At 30.3% G+C, this 19,516-nt stretch carries 13 protein-coding genes, 1 pseudogene and 1 other annotated feature; of the genes and pseudogenes, 4 read left to right on the top strand and 10 right to left on the bottom strand.

Annotation, left to right across the window (positions count from 1 at the left end):
- Positions 1 to 16 precede the first annotated feature (16 nt).
- Positions 17 to 1,150, bottom strand: a complete 1,134-nt coding sequence (locus ACREVX_RS13430; RefSeq protein WP_431544693.1) for a GNAT family N-acetyltransferase — start codon at positions 1,148 to 1,150, stop codon at positions 17 to 19.
- 288 nt (positions 1,151 to 1,438) lie between these two features.
- Here ACREVX_RS13430 and ACREVX_RS13425 point away from each other — a divergent pair, with 288 nt between their 5' ends.
- Entirely contained in the window at positions 1,439 to 1,708 is a 270-nt protein-coding gene (locus ACREVX_RS13425) for a late competence development ComFB family protein (protein WP_431544692.1), read from the top strand.
- A gap of 116 nt (positions 1,709 to 1,824) precedes the next feature.
- Here ACREVX_RS13425 and ACREVX_RS13420 read toward each other — a convergent pair whose 3' ends face one another.
- Together ACREVX_RS13420 and ACREVX_RS13415 are read right to left on the bottom strand one after the other, a co-directional pair.
- Entirely contained in the window at positions 1,825 to 3,552 is a 1,728-nt protein-coding gene (locus ACREVX_RS13420; protein WP_431544691.1) for a phospho-sugar mutase, read from the bottom strand.
- 680 nt (positions 3,553 to 4,232) lie between these two features.
- Positions 4,233 to 5,180, bottom strand: a complete 948-nt coding sequence (locus tag ACREVX_RS13415) for a serine hydrolase (RefSeq protein ID WP_431544690.1) — start codon at positions 5,178 to 5,180, stop codon at positions 4,233 to 4,235.
- Positions 5,181 to 5,781: 601 nt separating this feature from the next.
- On the opposite strand from ACREVX_RS13415, the gene ACREVX_RS13410 reads away from it, so the two are divergent.
- Entirely contained in the window at positions 5,782 to 6,693 is a 912-nt protein-coding gene (locus ACREVX_RS13410) for a transposase (protein WP_431544689.1), read from the top strand.
- A 482-nt stretch (positions 6,694 to 7,175) separates the two neighbouring features.
- Here the strand turns inward: ACREVX_RS13410 and ACREVX_RS13405 are convergent, their stop codons facing one another.
- The 3 genes from ACREVX_RS13405 to ACREVX_RS13395 form a co-directional block, all read right to left on the bottom strand.
- Positions 7,176 to 8,552, bottom strand: coding sequence for a sensor histidine kinase (locus ACREVX_RS13405; RefSeq protein ID WP_431544688.1), 1,377 nt, complete (start codon positions 8,550 to 8,552; stop codon positions 7,176 to 7,178).
- Positions 8,553 to 8,555: 3 nt separating this feature from the next.
- Positions 8,556 to 9,236 (bottom strand): response regulator transcription factor, encoded by a 681-nt coding sequence (locus tag ACREVX_RS13400; protein ID WP_431544687.1) that lies wholly within the window; start codon positions 9,234 to 9,236, stop codon positions 8,556 to 8,558.
- 681 nt (positions 9,237 to 9,917) lie between these two features.
- Complete coding sequence (locus ACREVX_RS13395; protein ID WP_431544686.1) at positions 9,918 to 12,020, bottom strand: sensor domain-containing protein; 2,103 nt, start codon at positions 12,018 to 12,020, stop codon at positions 9,918 to 9,920.
- Positions 12,021 to 12,245: 225 nt separating this feature from the next.
- Positions 12,246 to 12,449 (top strand) — a binding site (T-box leader).
- Positions 12,450 to 12,626: 177 nt separating this feature from the next.
- On the opposite strand from ACREVX_RS13395, the gene thrS reads away from it, so the two are divergent.
- Positions 12,627 to 14,564, top strand: a complete 1,938-nt coding sequence (gene thrS, locus ACREVX_RS13390; protein WP_431544685.1) for a threonine--tRNA ligase — start codon at positions 12,627 to 12,629, stop codon at positions 14,562 to 14,564.
- Between the two features lie 52 nt (positions 14,565 to 14,616).
- On the opposite strand, the gene ACREVX_RS13385 is transcribed toward thrS, so the two are convergent.
- The 4 genes and pseudogenes from ACREVX_RS13385 to ACREVX_RS13370 form a co-directional block, all read right to left on the bottom strand.
- Positions 14,617 to 15,186 (bottom strand): hypothetical protein, encoded by a 570-nt coding sequence (locus ACREVX_RS13385; RefSeq protein WP_431544684.1) that lies wholly within the window; start codon positions 15,184 to 15,186, stop codon positions 14,617 to 14,619.
- Between the two features lie 403 nt (positions 15,187 to 15,589).
- On the bottom strand, positions 15,590 to 17,248 hold the full coding sequence (locus tag ACREVX_RS13380; RefSeq protein ID WP_431544683.1) for a glutamine--tRNA ligase/YqeY domain fusion protein: 1,659 nt from the start codon (positions 17,246 to 17,248) through the stop codon (positions 15,590 to 15,592).
- A gap of 213 nt (positions 17,249 to 17,461) precedes the next feature.
- Positions 17,462 to 18,514, bottom strand: a complete 1,053-nt coding sequence (locus ACREVX_RS13375) for a Gfo/Idh/MocA family protein (RefSeq protein ID WP_431544682.1) — start codon at positions 18,512 to 18,514, stop codon at positions 17,462 to 17,464.
- A 58-nt stretch (positions 18,515 to 18,572) separates the two neighbouring features.
- Positions 18,573 to 18,761: pseudogene (locus ACREVX_RS13370) on the bottom strand (HAD hydrolase family protein); the annotation flags it as partial.
- 315 nt (positions 18,762 to 19,076) lie between these two features.
- On the opposite strand from ACREVX_RS13370, the gene ACREVX_RS13365 reads away from it, so the two are divergent.
- Positions 19,077 to 19,340 carry an HPr family phosphocarrier protein gene (locus ACREVX_RS13365; protein WP_431544681.1) on the top strand — a complete coding sequence of 88 codons (264 nt, stop codon included), beginning with the start codon at positions 19,077 to 19,079 and terminating at the stop codon, positions 19,338 to 19,340.
- Positions 19,341 to 19,516: the final 176 nt, after the last annotated feature.

Below are 19,516 nucleotides of genomic sequence, written 5' to 3'. Positions count from 1 at the left end.
TTCTTAAAAGATTAGATTACACATTATCTATTTCTGGATAGCAAAATGGTAAAGGAAACCAAGATTTTATAATATTATTATGACCTACTTCCTCATATTTTAGCGTCCTGATCTGCGAACATAAAAAATTCATAGCTTCTAAATGTGAAAGCTTAATATCTGGTTGCCCCTGCGAATCTTCCACAGTTATATCATTTCCTACACTAATAATAATCTTTTCTCTACCTAATATTTCAATTACTAATTGTCCTTTTTCTAATGTTTCATAACTATTCTTCAAACTTAAGAATGCTTTGATAAAATTCTTGTAATTAAATATGTTAAGACAAGTACTTGGCTGTATTTTATACGATTCGCATATACCCACCAAACAAGAAATAAGTTCATGTCTATGTATTGGTACAACTATATCAATCTTTTCTTTATCAAAATCTTTTATTATATTAGATAAAAGTTTCCCCAAAATTTCATAATCTTCAAGATATATCTCCAGCACTCTATCTAAGCTTTCTGATAAAATAACATAACCTACGATCCTCTCTTCGTAATATACCGCTAGAGGTTTACTATTCCAACTTTTACACACATCAATAAAACTAGATAAATCTCTAGAAGCATGCACACTCTGTTTACTAAACAAAATATAAATAGTCTTTAGGTCATCTTCTGATAACTCGTCAAAGATCTTTAAGCATATTTTATTATCATACCACAATTTTTTATGCTTAAGGTTTACTCCATTTACTTCAAATATAATTTTACCTCCAGTAGGAGTAAATTCAAAATATTCATATCGTTGCCTTTGTCCACTTAATATAGCAAAATCTATAGATTCTTCTTTCATTTCTCTAATTGTTTTGTTCATAAGTTGTATCATATATCCCTTATCACGTGCGTATGGATGAACAGATACAGTACCAATTCCTTTAACCTTTAGATTTATATCCATCACATTATGTTCTAAAGGAAAACACCCTACCATAGCTTTGATTTTGTCATTATCTTTCACCATAAAATGATAATTAGATGTGTCTATTTTCCCATTATATAACTTTGGTAATAACTTTTTAAAATCTATACCAAAGACATAGTTTCCAAAATCTATAATGTCCTCAAAATCTTCTATTGATCCCTTAACATAACTTACCATAGTAACCTCCAGTTTAATTTGTTAGTGTTAGTATATTTAGTATTCGAGATTTACATGGCATTACCTTCTTATGATTTTCTAAAACGGTATGCTGTAACAACAAAAATATGAGTAAATAAAACTACTAGCATCTTTAAAAAAATCGCAGGAAGTATTTCATTATAGTGAAATTATCTCATGCGGAGCTGAAATATCGTTAAAGTAATTAAAGTTTCTTACTATTTGTGTTATAATTTACACATAATTCATATACGTATAATTTAATAAATAGATATTAGGAGGATTATAATGTATAAGCTTATAAACTTTTCTGAGATTGAAGTAACCAAGCGAATGGACGCTATATTAAAAAGATATGATAATATTTGCAAATGCGAAAAATGTAAATTAGATATTATGGCATTGTCATTAAACTCTTTGTCTACAAAATATATTGTTTCTGAGCAAGGAGAGATATATACAAGTTCACTCGCCGAAGTTAATAAACAGGAAATAATTGATGTTACTACTGCTATTATAAAAGCTATAGAAATAGTATCTGCTAATCCAAAACATTAAATAATAATATAGATATTTAGGGATTCATATAATGCCGTGGAATACAACCTGGCATTACATGAATCCCTTTAATACATGTTTTAACTTTATATCTTTTTTATACGTTTTTTACATGTTTATTTTGTGGTTTGAAGTTTCGCTATAATTACATCTTTCATTTCTACCAATTTTTCTTCCCCGGCTTTTAAAGTTTTCCCCTTAGAATACATGTATATTTTAATTTTAGGTTCAGTGCCTGAAGGTCTTACAGCATACCAGCTCTCATCATCAAAATAGAATTTAAGTACATTAGACTTTTCTATTCCACTAGGTTCCTCTTTACCACTCACTATATCATAAGATTTTTCTGCTTCATAATCTATAATCTTTGTAAGTTTTGCAGTTCCTATTGATTTTAGATAATCTTTTCTGTATTCTACCATCATTCTAGAAATTCTTTCTTGTCCTTCTATTCCCTCTAGAACTAGAGATACTAGGTCTTCTCTATAATATCCAAACTCTTCGTATATCTCATCTAATATATTTATTAAAGTTTTTCCTTTTGATTTATAATAAGCCGCTGCTTCACATAAAAGCATAGAAGCTATTACTGCATCTTTATCACGGACGAAAGTTCCTGCAACATAACCAATGCTCTCCTCATATCCAAAGATAAATTCATAACTATTATTGTCTCTCTTAAAATCATTGATCTTTTCGCAAATGTTTTTAAATCCTGTTAGTACTTCGAAAGTTTTTACACCATATTTTTTAGCTATAGCTCTTCCTAAATCTCCTGTTACTAGTGATTTTACTATAGCCGCATTGCTAGGAAGTGTTCCTTTTTCCTTCATTCCTTCAATAACATATTTTATAAGAATAGCTCCTGTTTGATTACCATTAAAGGCAACATATTCACCATTATCTCCCTTAACCATTATTGCAAGCCTATCACAATCTGGATCTGTAGCTATTAATAATTCTGCATCTTCCTTTTTCCCAAGCTCTCGTGCATATTTAAATGCTTTTACATCTTCTGGATTCGGATATCCAACTGTTGTAAAGTCTGGATCTGGGTTTTCTTGCTCTGGTACTACAATTATATTACTAAAACCTCTTTCCCTTAAAACTCTTCTTACAGGCATATTTCCTGTCCCATTTAGAGGAGTGTATACAATTTTTATATCCTTATCTATGTCTTCTCTTATCGCTAGTCCCAATACCTTTTGCGTATATTCATCATCCATAGCTTTCCCAAGCATTACTATTAAGCCTTTTTCCTTAGCTACATCCATATCCATAACTTCTATAGTACTAAAGTCCGTAATACTCTTTATTTTATTGGTTATTCCCTTTGCTACTGATGATAATATCTGGGCACCATCCTCCCAATATACCTTGTATCCGTTGTATTCACGAGGGTTATGACTAGCAGTTACAACTATACCAGATGCCGTGTGTAATGTCCTTACGGCATAAGACAATTCTGGTGTAGGTCTTAATTCTTCAAATAAATAAGCCTTTATACCATTCGCAGCTAGTACTTGTGCTGCTCTATCTGCAAATTCTTTTGAAAAATGTCTGCAGTCATAAGCTATTGCCACTCCTCTATCCATATATTCCTTGCCATAATCCTTAATATAATCTGCAAGTCCTTGAGTTGCTCTTGAAATAATGTATAAATTCATTCTATTAAGTCCCGCACCAAGTTTACCTCTTAGTCCTGCAGTTCCAAACTCTAAATCCATATAAAATCTATCTTCAATTTCCTTCGTGTCATTTGATATCGATCTCAATTCTTCTCTAGTTGCTTGATCAAAAAATTCGTTATTTAACCATTCTTCGTATTTTTTTATATAATTCATCCTAAAATCACACCTTTCCATATAATTATGATTCAATTACATTATACATTATTTAAGTATTAAATTAAATATCTATTGGCTTTTTTTAGAATAATTTTACAATTTTTCAAATAAACTAAAAATACTTGTAACAACTTCCTATTTCAGGCATAAAATATATTGAGATCATTAATGATACTTCAGAAGGAAATTCCTCCTTAATACAATTATGTTGATGATTATTTTTTATGGCTGTTAAGTAACCATTACTTATATATCCTTCTGAAGTCATTAATGTAACTCTTTATTGATTTACCCTGTTCCCCGCTGCTTAGTTTTTTATTTTATTTTACCTTTTATTTTATTTTATTTTATTTTTAACTAAATAAAGACTTTTGCTTTAACAAATTTGTTAAAACAAAAGTCTTTATTATTTGCAAGAGAAAGTTAGGGAAAGTTGGGGACGGTTAACAATCTTTGATTAATAATATTTTGATTAATTTTTAACTGTCTCTTTGGTTTTCTGTCCCTTTAGTTCTTCTAAAAATTCTAAAAATTGTTAGGGACGTTTAATAACTTTTGATTGGTCTTTCTCGTTAGTTTTTAACTGTCCCTTTAGTTTTGTCTATAAAAATTTGTAGGGACGGTTAGTAACTTTTAATTATTTTTCTAGTTAGTTTTTAACTATCCCTTTAGTTTTGTTACTTCTGCGCGTCATATACTATCTTAGAAACTTGTCCAATAACTTCATTAGCCTCTAAAATTTCGTCTGTGAAAACAACAAGAATATAAGGATTATCTTTATATACAATCGCTGTATCGTTTACAGTTTCATTAAAATTTCCCATCTTATGAGCTACAATTTCTTGAGGAATGTACTTATCTATCCTATTATGGCACTCCGTTTTTTTCATAATTTCAATCATAGACGTATAATATGTATTATTCTCAGGATTTGAATATAATCTTTCTAAGATTTTAACATAATCCTTAGCTGTAATATTGTTTCCTTCATGAACTATAGGATGACCCACGATCTTTTCAATATAATTGAACCTTCTTTCTTCGCCCACTCTTCTTAGTATCATATTTATGGCTATATTATCAGAATATATTATTGAAAAATCGCTTAAGGTTTTTATTGCAATAGCTTTACTTAAATCCATTCCTTGAAGTATTCCTGCACCTTCCTCAAACTCGACCTTTTCAAATTTTAATTTTTCATTTATGTCAATTTCCCCGTCCTGAACCATATCATACATAAGCATATTTATAGGTACCTTTACAGTGCTGGCAGCTTCAAATTGCTTGTCCGCATTTATTGCAATGGTTTTCTTAGAATTTATGTCATAGTAGACCATACCAAATTTATTAATATCGTCACTTACAAATGCTCTAATCTTTCTTTCTAAAGCATCTAATTGGACTTGTTGCTTAAGATTTTCAGTTGCTTTAGTTTGGATGTACTCTAGTGATTTTTCACCTTCAGATGTGACTTGAGATATTCCATAATTATTACTTTTATCATTTGTAGGTACATAGTTAAACGTTGGTATATTTCCACTAGCTGCTACCTGCTGTTTACTTACATTCACTGTTGCAAAAAATGCCGTTATTGCTAGTACAATGATAACATTATTACTTTTCATCTATCCACCTCCCCTATTTTTCTCTATAATAACTGATATTCTCAGATTTCCTACTGTTGCATATCCCTTTTATTGCTAATGATATCGTTTTTAGTGTATTATTTTTATAAATTCCACTTGTAATTTGTAAATATTTCTTCTTATTTACATTATACCTTATATTTCTCTAAATTTGTATTTTTTCTAACGTATTAATTAATGAACATTTAAAAATCATTTGATTCATTAATATAACAATATATAGCAATAATATAGCAATAATATAGCAATAATAAAGTTAGGTTAAGTTAGGGACGGTTAATAATAATGTTTATTTAATGCTTGGGGACTGTCGATATTATGTGGCTTATCATGTGGCTTAATGCAATAAACATTAATTTTAAAAAATAGAAAAACAGGGCCAATTGTAACAATTGTAATAGTAGGTAATAGTAGGGACAGTTAATAATAAAACAATAATAAAACAATAAGAAAAAAGAAAGAATAAGAAAAGGAAATAAGAAGAATAAGAAAAGGAAATAAGAAGAAGAGGAAGTATGAATATCATTTTAAACCTTAGGCAATAATCCTAATAAAAGCTTATGAGGAAGGGTGATTTTCTATGGCAAGAACATTTAGATTAAAAAGTGACGAGTCTATTTATCATATTATGTGCAAAAGTGTCACCGAGGTAGATTTATTCAAGGATGACCAGGATAAAGAAAGGTATTTATCTTATATTAAGAAATATAAAATTCTTTATGAATTTAAGCTTTATGGGTACTGTCTTATGGATAACCATCTACATTTGATAATCGATGCTAACGGATCAGATATTTCTAAGGTGATGCACGGGATAAATTTTTCCTATGCAATGTATTTTAATAGAAGACATAAGAGACATGGTCATCTTTTTAGAGATAGATTTAAGAGCAAAATAGTTGCTAATGAAACATATTTAAAGACTTTATCATTATATGTACATAACAATCCTACAGCCATAGGTAAATTTAAAAATTGCCCTGAGGAATATGCATTTTCTAGTTTATCAATCGTTTTGGGACAGAGACCTGACCATTCTAAGTTAGTTGATTCTGGATTCATTATGAGTCTATTTGGAAATAACGTTAAAATTGCAAGAAAGGATTATTATGCCCTTATTTTCAAATCTAATGAAGAGAAGTTGAATGAAGAAATTGAGTTTGAAGATGAAAAAACCGATTATAATGGAGGAAGAAAAATACTTGTAAGAGATTTCAAAGCGGAGGATATAATAGAATTCATAGCGTCAAAAATGAATATATCGAAGCTTCATATTTTTATGAAGTACAGTAGAAAACTTGTACATGCAAAAGCATTAACTGTTGTCTTAATGAGAAGCTTATGCAATTTTAAATCAAGCGATATATCTACTGCACTTGGTAACATAACGCAGGCTAGGATATCAAAGCTCAGCACTATTGGAATAGGCTTGATTTTAGCAGAAGAAAAATATGGAAATATCATTGGCGATTTTATTAAATCTTATACTTAGTGAAAGTTAATATTAAAGCATTCATATTAATGAATGCAACACTTAACTTAAGGTTGTACATTAAAAATGATTGAATATGGTTGATTAATTAAATTCGAGATAAAATTGAAATTCGTTTTCATTATGTTGAAACTGGACAAGCCCTAAATGAATTGTGTTTTTTAATTGTTTGTTAACCGTCCCCAATCAAGCAATTGTTTGTTAACCGTCCCCAATCACTTAAAAAGTCTTTTGTGGATAATGGATAAACTCATTTTGAGTAATCACTCTCGTGGCAATACCCCCCCTAACCCCAAGAAAAAGCAGTTAACAATTGATAATTATTAACTACTCTTTCTTATTTAGCTATTCCCCCATTTGTTACTTGTTTGTTAACCGTCCCTGCTAATTCCTGCCTGTCCCAGCTGGCCCCCTAATGGTTTTCCCTAGTTTTAAATTGTACCATCTTTAATCCCACTCAATTTGTTTATTGAGTATAACGATCATGGCAATCGCAAAACCTTATTAAATTTCACAATTACAACGCATCCTCTGCCCTTTTCACTCTTCACTTCTATGCCTGCCTTATGAAGTTTTAATATATTCTGCACAATGGTTAGACCTATACCGGAACCCTCTATTTCATGTCTACTTTTATCTCCTCTATAGAGTCTCTCGAATATATAAGGTAAATCTTCCTCACTTATGCCAATTCCTGTATCTTCTATTTTCAAAAAGATTTTTTCCCTAATTTCTTTTAATGTAATATTAATTTCCCCTTGCTCCGGAGTAAATTTAACTGCATTTGAGAGTAAATTAATAATTACTTGTTTTATTTTGTCCCTGTCACCTAAAATATTATATTGTTTACTCTCGCTGCATTCTAGTGTCATGTTTATATTTTTATTTTCTGCAATTAGTTTAAACTCTTTTACAACTGGATAAAGGACTTCATTTAATGAAATTTGTTCAATATTTAACTTCATTTTTTCGCCTTCAACCTCTTTTAAAACATTAAAATTGTCAATTAGCTTTCCAAATCTAATAACCTCTTCGTTAAGATATGTTAATCTCTCATTGTCTACTGGAAAAACACCATCAATCATGGCCTCAAAGTTGTTCTGAAGAATATTGAGCGGTGTTCTAACTTCATGAGATATATCCGATATTAACCTCTTTCTAAGCAAATCCTGATGCTCAAGCTTTTCTCCAAGTGTATTTATACTATTTCTTAGATCCTCGATTTCTAGAATACTGCTCTCGCCATGAGACCTTTCCTTATAGTTCCCATTTGAAAGGTAAACTGAAACCTTCGAAACCTCCTTAAGAGGATAAGAAAATTGTTTTGAAATAAATATACTAATTAATATTGTTATTAAAATAGAAAGTACAACACTTATAATAATGCTATTATTTATTGATATTTTAAAATTTACATCTTCTTCAGATAGTAGCACTGGGGCATATTGACCTATATCTATAAATCCTACAATTTTGCCACTCGCCACTATTTCAAAAGTTCTTGACGTATAAACTCCTCCATTTTTAACATTCATTACAGTATCGTTATTATTAAGTATGTCATTAGCATTCATTCCCCAAACAACTTTTTTATTTTTATCCTTAAGCGTAAGGCAATAGCTGCTCATATAGGCTTCATGAGTAATTTCTATTCCTGAAGTTCCTGACCAGGTATCATTTTTCTTATATACATCTTCTAAATATGTGACTATCCTAGTATTTCTTCTATCTTGTATCTCCACCAAATACTTGTTAAAAGTTTTTGATATAGCTATATTCACTAAAACTGTGGACAAGAAAAGCGCCAATATAGCAGTACAAACCAAAATAATACTTAATCTCTTTCTTATGCTTTGCATGGATTAATCACCACCAAATTTATAACCAATTCTGGTTACGGTTATTATATATTTAGGATTTCTACTATCTTCTTCCATTTTTTTACGTATATTTTTAATGTGCACATCTATTGTTCTATCAAACCCTTGAAAATCTATTCCCATAATTCTCTCAATAAGCTGTTCTCTTGTAAATACTTTTCCCCTGCTGGCTGATAAAATATGTACTATATCAAATTCATTTGGCGTTAGACTTATTTCTACTCCACGTATCTTAACTGTTCTTTTATCAAAATTAATCTCTAAATCACCATTACTATAAACTTTTGATTCAAATTTATTTATATTAATTCTTCTAAATAAAGCATTTACTCTTGCAGTTAACTCTCGTGGACTAAAAGGCTTAACCAAATATTCATCTGCTCCAAGGTTTAGACCCTCTATTCTATCCTCTAAGGTACTTTTAGCTGTGAGCATGAAGATATGTACCTCAGAAATATTCCTTAGCACGGTGCACACTTCTTCACCAGATATATCCGGTAGCATTAGGTCCAATATAACTAAACTAAAGTTATTTTTGTCAAAAAGTTTAATTCCATCTAGTCCCTTTGTAGTGCAATACACGCTATAACCTTCTTTTTCAAGATATGCTTTCAGTATTTCAGATACCTTTTCTTCATCCTCAATTATTAATATATTATCCATGCTTATACCACCTTCTTAAAAGTTGATAGTTACTTAATGTGTTCTATTTCTATTTTAGTTTCCCAAAAATCTTCTTCTTTATGAAAGCTGACTAAATAAATATTTATTTTTAACTGTCATTCACTATTTTCATTTAAGCGAAAGCTAAAAGTTTGTTAACCGTCCCCAGCTTTTGCGGGGCTGCTTGGTGTTTTTAGTTGATAAAATTAAATCCCCCACTACCTACATTTTATTAGCTATAAAATCAGTGAACAATTCCTATCACAACCTATGATAGCTGAAAATCATCCAAATATAAATAACTGTATCAAAAACTTATGTAATTCTTATGAAGATTATCCATTTGTAAATTTCTCATGATATTTTAAAACGGTTAACAATTATCTTATTAATTGTTAACCGTCCCCACCATTTTGGCCCCACTTGTAATCTTAGTCGATCATTAGTTGTTAACCGTCCCCCAAGGGGTTTGGCAAAATCTAATCATTAGTTGTTAACCGTCCCCAATGTTTCTCTCTTTTAGCCAAATATATAACCATTAGTTGAACGATTAGTTGTTAACTGTCCCTCAAGGCTTACCTCAAGGTTTAAGGTTTAAATAAATAAAGGTTTATAACCGTCCCTCAAGGTTTAAGGTTTCCCGCTCCCAATGTTTACCAAGGGTTCCCACTCATTACCCATCTAGTTATAAGGTTGAATCCAATTTGTTTTTAAGAATTTCTCCTCTATTTCATAAGCTGGAAGTGGTTTGCTGAAATAATACCCTTGTATTTGATTACATCCCATTTTTTGGAGTATATTGATTTGTTCCTTTGTTTCTGCACCCTCCGCAACAACATTTAAATCAATCTTTTGTGCAAGATTGATTATTCCATCTAAAATAGCTCTTTCTCTCTCATTTGTAACAATATTATCTATAAATGACTTATCTATTTTTAATGTGTTTATAGGCAACTGTTTTAAATAACTAAGCGAAGAATATCCTGTTCCAAAATCATCTAAAGCAATGTTTATTCCTAATTCTCTAATTCCCGTAAGCAGTTTAACATTTTTATCAAAATCCTTCATTAAAACGCTTTCTGTAATCTCAAGTTCCATAAATTTAGGATCAATTTTCGACTCTATTATAAGATTTTTTAAATTATCTTCAAATTTTTGATTTTCAAGCTGAATCGAAGATAAATTTATTGCAATAGTATCATATACATACCCCTTGCTTTTCCATATATTATTTTGATGACATACTGTCTTAATAATCCAGTCACCCATAGCAATTAAAAGTCCACTTTTCTCTGCAACAGGTATAAATTCCATTGGAGATATTGAGCCAAGCATTGGACTATCCCATCTTAAAAGCGCTTCAAAACCTTTTATTTTGTTATTTATAATATCTATTTGCGGTTGATAATGGATTTCTAGTTCATTATTTTTCAAAGCATTCCTTAATCCTTTTTCTATTCCAGCGCGTCTTACCACTACATCGCTCATACTCTTATTAAAAAAAGAACACCTACCTTTACCATTACATTTTGCGCTATACATTGCTGTATCGGCATTTTTTAATAATACACTTGTTTGATCACCATCAATAGGGAATACCGTGATGCCTATACTTGCTGAAGTATATACATACTTATCGTCTATTCTTATTTCACTTTTTAACATACTTTGCAGCTTTTCGCAACAGGCGCTTATCTCTGAATATTCATCAATATTTCTCATTAAAATAAAAAACTCATCCCCACCTACTCTAGATACAAGATCCCCTTGTCTAATAGAATCTTTAAACAATATTGCAACATTTTTTAATAATTCGTCTCCATATTCATGACCAATAGAGTCATTAATTTCTTTAAAGTTATCTAAATCAATAAATAATACAGCATGTTTAATTTTTGTATCCTTCGACTTAATGATCTCATTTCTCAATGTATTAATAAAAAAATGCCTATTCGGTATATCAGTTAATATATCATAATACTTTAATCTATTAATTTTTTCTTCAAAATCCATTTGTCTCGATATATCTGTAATGGAGCCTGACATTTTAGTTGCAACCCCATCTTTATTTCTTAGACATTTACCTCTTACTAAAACCCACTTTTCTCCTCCACCATTAACCTTAATTCTTAGGCTACTTCGATAATGCAATATCTTCCCACTAATGTAATTATTAAAATTATCTAGTGCAATTTCTCTATGCTCCTGGGTAATTAAATTTATTAAATATTCTGATGAAGATATATCCTTTATATCGTATCCTGTAATATCCTTAAATTTATCTGAGGAAAAAAATTCTTTGCTTTTAAGATCAATTTCCCAAATAGCATCATTTGCTCCCTCTAAAGCCAATTTATACCGATCTTCACCTTTTTCAATCATTATTTGTTTTTCATTTAGTTTGTCATACTGCGCTCTTAACTCTTCTTCTACATCTATTAATTGCATGTAAGTCGATTGTATTTCTTGATAATTTTCTTTTAATTTATGAGACCACATCTTACTTTTTTTACTAAGTTCACTAATTAAAAAATATATTATAAAAGATGATATAAGTACAAAACCAAATCCTTTAATTGTTTGTATCTTAACCATTAGTGATTTACTTTCAACTAGCATATTTAAAACCCTATCTGAAAACATCACCCAAAGCCCGCCAATTATAGCATATACCATAGTTACTTTAATCGGTAACCTTTTAAGTTCAACATCATCTCGTAATAATGTATCCGTATTTAATGTTTCAATTCTATTTGTTAATTTTTTTCTCATGGTCTTATTCATATATTTTTATCCTCACCCACACGTAGAATCCCCCTATCGCATTTATAAATCAAATGTTTAACATTAGTATCGTACTCTTACTTATCGTACATTTTTTGTTTTTATTAATAGTTTTTAAGAATATACATTTATTTCTTTCCAACTATTTTACATTTTTTATATATATTAAATTACAAACTTGACATTTTTATTTTCACAGTGCTATAATTAATGTTAACATAATAAATTAATACTATGAAGAGGAAAGTAAGCCATGAAACATTTACAGAGAAGGAATACCTTAGCTGGAAGTATTCTTAAGTGTTCATATCCGAAGACCACCTCCGAGTGATTCTAATAAAGTCCGGTAATTCCGTTATAATTATTAAGTGGTTTATTTTAATAAACAATTTGGGTGGAACCGCGGGAATTTATAATCTCGTCCCTTTTCTATAGCTAGAATTGGGACGGGATTTTTTTAGTTTATAAAATAAAATTTTATAAACTAAAGTTTAGAATAGCTTATAATTTCAAAAATCCACAATACTTTGTGAATAATATTTTCAAACTTATTAATTTTATAAATTCAAATTTAAATAGTCCAGATTAACGAAAGGAGTAATTCACATGATTAATATTAAATTAAAAGATGGTTCAATTAAGTGCTATGAATCAGAAATGACTGTATTTGAAATTGCTAAAGATATTAGCGAGGGACTTGCAAGAGTTGCTTGTGCTGGAACAGTTAATGGTAAAGTCCAAGATTTACGATACGTTGTAAATGAGGACTGCGATGTTAGTATATTAACTTTTGACAGCGAAGAAGGTAAAAAAGCCTTTAGGCATACAGCTTGTCATATTTTAGCTCAAGCAGTAAAAAGATTATTTCCTGCTGCAAAACTTGCCATTGGACCAGCAATCGACGATGGTTTCTATTATGATTTTGATAAGCAGGATTCTTTCTCAGCCGATGACATTAAACTAATTGAAGCGGAGATGAAGAAAATTGTTAAAGAAAATTTACCAATAGAAAGATTTGAGCTCTCAAGAGCTGAAGCCATTGCTTTTATGGGAGAACGGGATGAAAATTTCAAAGTTCAATTAATTGAAGATTTGCCAAATGACACATCTTTATCGTTCTACAAACATGGTGAATTTACAGACCTTTGCGCAGGCCCACATTTAATGTCTACAAAATATGTGAAAGCATTTAAACTTACTCAAGTTGCTGGAGCTTACTGGAGAGGTAATGAGAAAAACAAAATGCTCAGCCGTATATATGGAACTGCCTTCACTAAAAAATCAGATTTAGATGCTCATATCGAGAAAATGGAAGATGCTAAGAAGAGAGATCATAACAAACTTGGACGTGAGCTCAAGTTCTTTACTACATCAGAAATGATAGGTCAAGGATTACCTCTTCTTATGCCGAATGGTGCAAAGGTAATTCAGTTATTACAACGTTTTGTTGAAGATGAGGAAGAAAAAAGAGGATATGTCTTAACTAAAACTCCACTAATGGCTAAAAGCGAGCTATATAAAGTATCTGGTCATTGGGATCATTATAAAGATGGAATGTTTGTCCTTGGAGATGAATCTAAGGGCGAGGACATTATGGCACTTAGACCTATGACATGTCCATTCCAATTTACAATTTATAATGCAGATCAAAAAAGTTACCGCGATCTTCCAATTAGATATGCAGAAACTTCAACATTATTTAGAAATGAGTCCTCTGGTGAAATGCATGGCCTTACAAGAGTACGTCAGTTCACTATTTCGGAGGGTCATTTGGTTGTAACTGCTGAGCAATTAGAAGACGAATTCAAAGGTGTTGTTGATTTAATTCACTTTATGCTGAAAACATTTGGAATTGAAGATGATATCAGTTTCAGATTTTCTAAATGGGACCCTAATAATAGGGAAAAATATATTGATAACCCAGAAGCTTGGGCACTAACTGAATCTAAAATGAAAGTTATACTAGATGATCTTAAAATAGACTATAAAGAAGCTATTGGCGAAGCTGCTTTCTACGGCCCTAAGCTTGACCTACAGTTCAAAAATGTTTACGGTAAAGAAGATACTATAATTACAGTGCAAATTGACTTCCAATTACCAGATAGATTTAACATGAGTTATATTGATAAAGACGGAGTTAAAAAACGTCCTTATGTTATCCATAGAACTTCTATTGGTTGTTATGAAAGAACACTTGCAATGCTTATAGAAAAATATGCTGGTGCTTTCCCAACTTGGCTTGCACCACTACAAGTTAAAGTATTACCTATTTCCGAAAAATATCATGACTATGCACAAGAGGTAGTAGCTAAATTAAAAGAGTCAAAAATTAGAGTAGAGGCTGACTTTAGGGCAGAAAAAATTGGATATAAAATTCGTGAAGCTCGCAATCAAAGAGCTCCTTTCCTACTAATAGTTGGTGAAAAAGAAGCAGCACTAGGTGAAGTTTCTGTTAGAAGCCGTAGAAATGATGATGAAGGTGCCATTGCCCTAGAATCATTTATTACAAGAATCAATGAAGAAATCGAAACTAAATTATTATAAGAAAACATTTTTAAGGGAAGCTCAAAATTTGAGCTTCCCTTAATTTATATTTTTATAAACTTTCCGCGTTTTGTGAACTATCTGAAATATTTTTAAGGAATAAATATAAAAACCATATACAAATAAATGCAAATATACAAAATGCGATTATCATTAATATACTATTAGAAGAGGTCCTTTGCATTGTAATAACGGTTAAACAGATAATATTCACATTGGTTAATATCGTAAAAACTAGCATCATTGGTGCAAGAATATACCCCAGTGTTTTCTTTTTAAACACCATGACAGAAGAAATAAACATTAATGGCAAGTAAAAAGAAAAGTCCAAAACCTGAACCGGACTTGTAAATAAATTGTCCTTTATTATGTTCTCTGGTGCTGTATTAGTTAAAGCTGCGGGAAGGGAACCCGCGAGCCACATAGCAGTGAACATGGAAGCTACTATGAATAAAAAAATCCCAATTGTTTTAGTTGGTGTTTTTTGCGTAAACCAATTTTTAAAGTCTACATTAATGTTTTTAACAAAAAAAATAAGTGCCGAAAAAATAGATAATGTTTTATTTCCTTTTGAAGCATAGAAAACAGAAACTAGAAGAAAATCGTTTAAATTCTCTTTCAAGCATAGTATCCACTCTGTTAGCCACTATGAAAATCATTCCAAATAAATATTGCCTATCACTCATCTTCTCAACCTTACTCATAATTAACTTCCTTCCTCTATACTTATAATATACTTCACATATAAGTAACACGTTACCTATAAAGATAATATATTACCTTCGTATTTATTTGTCAACATTTTTTATTAATATTATCAAATAATTATTTTTCATAAAATTCATATTATATACTTTGTAACGAATATATATTATATTATATAACATAAAAAGAAGACTTACCAAAATAAGTCTTAAATTATGTTCTGTATCCTTAAATTCGTTATTCAATATTATACATAATCCATAGTTTACCAACTAAAAATAGCGTATTAATTATATATAATTAATACGCTATTATCTTTTTTATTTTTTGATTTTAAATGAACTTTTTAATGATACTATTCTATTAAACACTAATTTATCATTTGTTGCGTATTTAGAATCTACATTAAAATATCCATGTCTGAAAAATTGGAAACTATCACCAGATTTTGATTCTTTCATATTAGGCTCAACAAACCCTTGCAAAATCTCAATTGAATCTGGGTTTATTTGATCTAAAAAAGTTTTTCCCTCTTCTTGTTTTTCGTCCAAAATTAATGGTTCATATAATCTAAACTCTGCTGGCAATGCATTTACTGCATCTACAAAATGAATTGTACCTTTAACTTTTCTACCTGTAAATCCACTGCCACTCTTAGTCTCTTTATCATAAGTACAATGAATTTCGCATACATTTCCATCTTCATCTTTAATCATTTCATTACATTTTATAAAGTATGCGCCCTTGAGCCTTACTTCATTTCCTACAAACAACCTGAAATATTTCTTTGGAGGGTTTTCCATGAAATCTTCTTGTTCTATATATATCTCTCTTGAGAATGAAACTTGACGAGTTCCCATTGATGGGTCGTCTTGATTATTCTCAATTTCAAGCATTTCCACTTGAGTTTCTGGATAATTTGTAATAACTACTTTGAGTGGCCTTATAACTGCCATAGTTCTAAGCGTTTTAGGGCTTAGATCTTCTCTTATAAAATGCTCGAGTAGCTGAGCATCTACTGTACTACTAGATTTTGCAACTCCAATTTCTCTGCAAAAATTGCGTATAGATTCTGGAGTATAACCTCTCCTGCGAAGTCCCGCTACAGTTGGCATACGTGGATCATCCCAACCATCAACGATTTCATCATCTACTAATTGCTTAAGATTCCTTTTACTCATTACAGTATTTGTTATATTAAGTCTTGCGAACTCTATTTGTCTTGGTATGCTTTCCATTTCACAGTTTTCTACAACCCAATCATATAGTGGCCGATGATCCTCAAATTCTAGAGTACATATTGAATGAGTTATCCCTTCAATTGCATCTTCTAATGGATGAGCATAATCATACATAGGATAAATACACCATTTATCTCCTGTATTATGATGCACAGCGTGAGATATACGATAAATTATTGGATCTCTCATATTCATATTAGGAGAATTCATATCAATTTTAGCTCTTAAAACTTTTTCGCCATCTTTGAACTCACCTTTTCTCATACGATCAAATAAGTCTAAGTTTTCTTGGGCAGTTCTATTTATGTATGGACTAACTTTGCCAGGCTCTCTTAAAGTACCTCTGTACTCCTTCATCTCTTCAGCTGTTAAATCACAGACATAAGCTTTACCTTTTCTAATTAATAATTCTGCGCGCTTATACATCTCATCGAAATAGTTTGATGCAAAATATAAATTATCCCATTCGTACCCTAGCCATCTAACGTCTTCTTCTATGGAAGCCACAAATTCTTTGTCTTCTTTTGCTGGATTAGTGTCATCAAAACGCAGATTTGTCTTACCTCCAAATTGATCCGCTAATTCAAAGTTTAAAATAATTGATTTTGCATGTCCAATATGCAAATATCCGTTTGGCTCAGGTGGAAACCTTGTTATAATTTTTTTATGTTTTCCACTCTCTATATCTTCTGTAACAATATTTTTTATAAAGTTTGATGAATTGGTTATATTTTCCATATTTGCTACCTTCCTTTTAATCTAGCTTATTTGTAAGTTTTCCCTATATTCTAATAAATATATCACAAAAACAGATTTTTTCCTAGGATTTTTAATTCTATCGTAGTATTAAATGATAATCTGTTTAAGCGTAGCCAAGTATTCTAGGAAATTTTTATATAGCATTTATGTAAATTAAATCGTGGAACACTTGCCCTCTTTTTTCATTTCATATTACCTCTTATACACTTTATCAATTATTCTCTGACATTTTAGTGCATCCTCAAAATCTGCCTCACTACCCTCTGTGCATTCATTAGAATCTTTCTTGTTAAAAATCTTATTTGCAAAATTTATAATAGATGATGTATGGCAATTTTGGAAAAAACCTAATGAGTTTCTTTTATCAGCATAATATTTTAATAATTCATCCCCTGCTGGTACATTTTTTATCATAGTTGAATTTGTTTTGTAATCATATATTTCAATTTCATAAGGATTATTGAAATTAATTTTTATGCTACCACCGCTGCCATAAACTACGTAATCGTCTGTTTGTTCCCTCTCAGTGAAAACTCTTGAAACCTCAAGGCTTCCACGGACTCCATCTTTTAAAATGAAATCACAACTAGCAATTTCATCAACTTCTGATCTATCTTCAAAATAAATCCTAGTTTTTGCCTCTACCTCCTCTATATCACCCATAGTAAATTGTATCATGTCAATTAAGTGAACCCCTAAATCAAGTAGTGCTCCCCCTCCAGAATTTTTTCTGGTCCTCCAAGTGTCCTTTTTCTTCTCATTTAAATAACTGTCATGATAAGTTCTCACCTTAAAATCTATAACTTTTCCTATACCCCCGCTAGCAAGTTCCCATTTTAATAAGGCAAGTGCTGGCATAAATCTATAAACTAAAGCTACAGAATTCATTATATTATTTTCCTTAACTAAATTAACCATCGTCGTAGCGTCTTTAACATTCGCCGCCAGTGGTTTTTCACAATAGATCGCTTTACCATATTTCACTGCTTTTTTTACAATATCAAAATGAGAATCATTTGGAGTACATATATCTATAAAATCAATTTCTTCATCCTTAAGCACTTCGTAAATGTCAGTAACATTTTTTACACCGCTTACAGGAAATTTAGCCGGTTTTCTAGTTACTATATATTTTAAATTTAATTCATATCCAAGTGAAAATTTTAAGTTAGCATCATAAACTCCCAATGCATGAGTTCTCGCTATACCACCATAACCTACTATTGCAAAATTTATTTTTTTCATATTATCATCCTTCCTTAGTAATATATAATAACCCTAAAAATATTTTTTTTCAAGCTAACTACTCTCCCAATATAAACTTATTTATAACGCACGCAACTCCATTCTCTTCATTTGTTAAAGTTACGTAATCAGTAATCTCCTTGATTTCTGGAAATGCATTTCCCATAGCAAACCCAAGTCCTGCATATTCGATCATTTGCTTATCGTTTCCTGAATCTCCTATACAAATAATTTCATTTTGTTTTAATTATATAGTAAAGTAAAACAATAAATAATGATAGTAAACAATAAAATTTTAATAGCTTATAATAAATATACTTAAAATAATTAAAAATAATCAAGTTAATTATAAATAAATCACAATTAAATGAGATGAATTTATGTTATACTATTTAAGTAATATAAATTTAAATATTGTAAAAGGTTTACATCTTGTTCCTTTTAAACTAAATTATTACAGTTATAACAATTGTCATTAAAATTAGGTATTTTTAGGTGTTTTAAGGATATCATAAAGGCTATAAGAACTAATTAAATATCTAAATTCTAGGAGGTTTTATCAATGGAGAATATCGTTAAAATATTGAATGAACAAGGATTACATGCAAGACCAGCTTCAATTTTTGTAAAAACTGCAAGTAAATTTAAAGCTAATGTTAGTATCGTTCATGGTAGCGGAACCGCAAATGCAAAATCTATAATAAACATAATGAGTTTAGGACTTAAAAAAGGTGAAGAAATTAAAATTATTACAGAAGGCGTAGATGAAAAAGAAGCTATGGATGCATTATTACTAATCGTAGCTAATAAATTTGGTGAAGAATAAAGTTAACTCTTTATTGAAATATAAAAAAGTAGCGTATAACTCTATAGAGTTTTATAATGGTACCTATAGGAAGGACACTTGAAAAAAAAGTGTTTGGATTATAGGTGCTTTTTTTGTATAATTTATATATAGATTGGATGGTGGCAAATGAGTAAAATATTATTTACCGAAAAAGA

The organism is Clostridium sp. (assembly GCF_050717545.1).
GTDB lineage: Bacteria > Bacillota > Clostridia > Clostridiales > Clostridiaceae > Clostridium_AD.
This window is presented reverse-complemented; position numbering and strand designations above follow the sequence as displayed.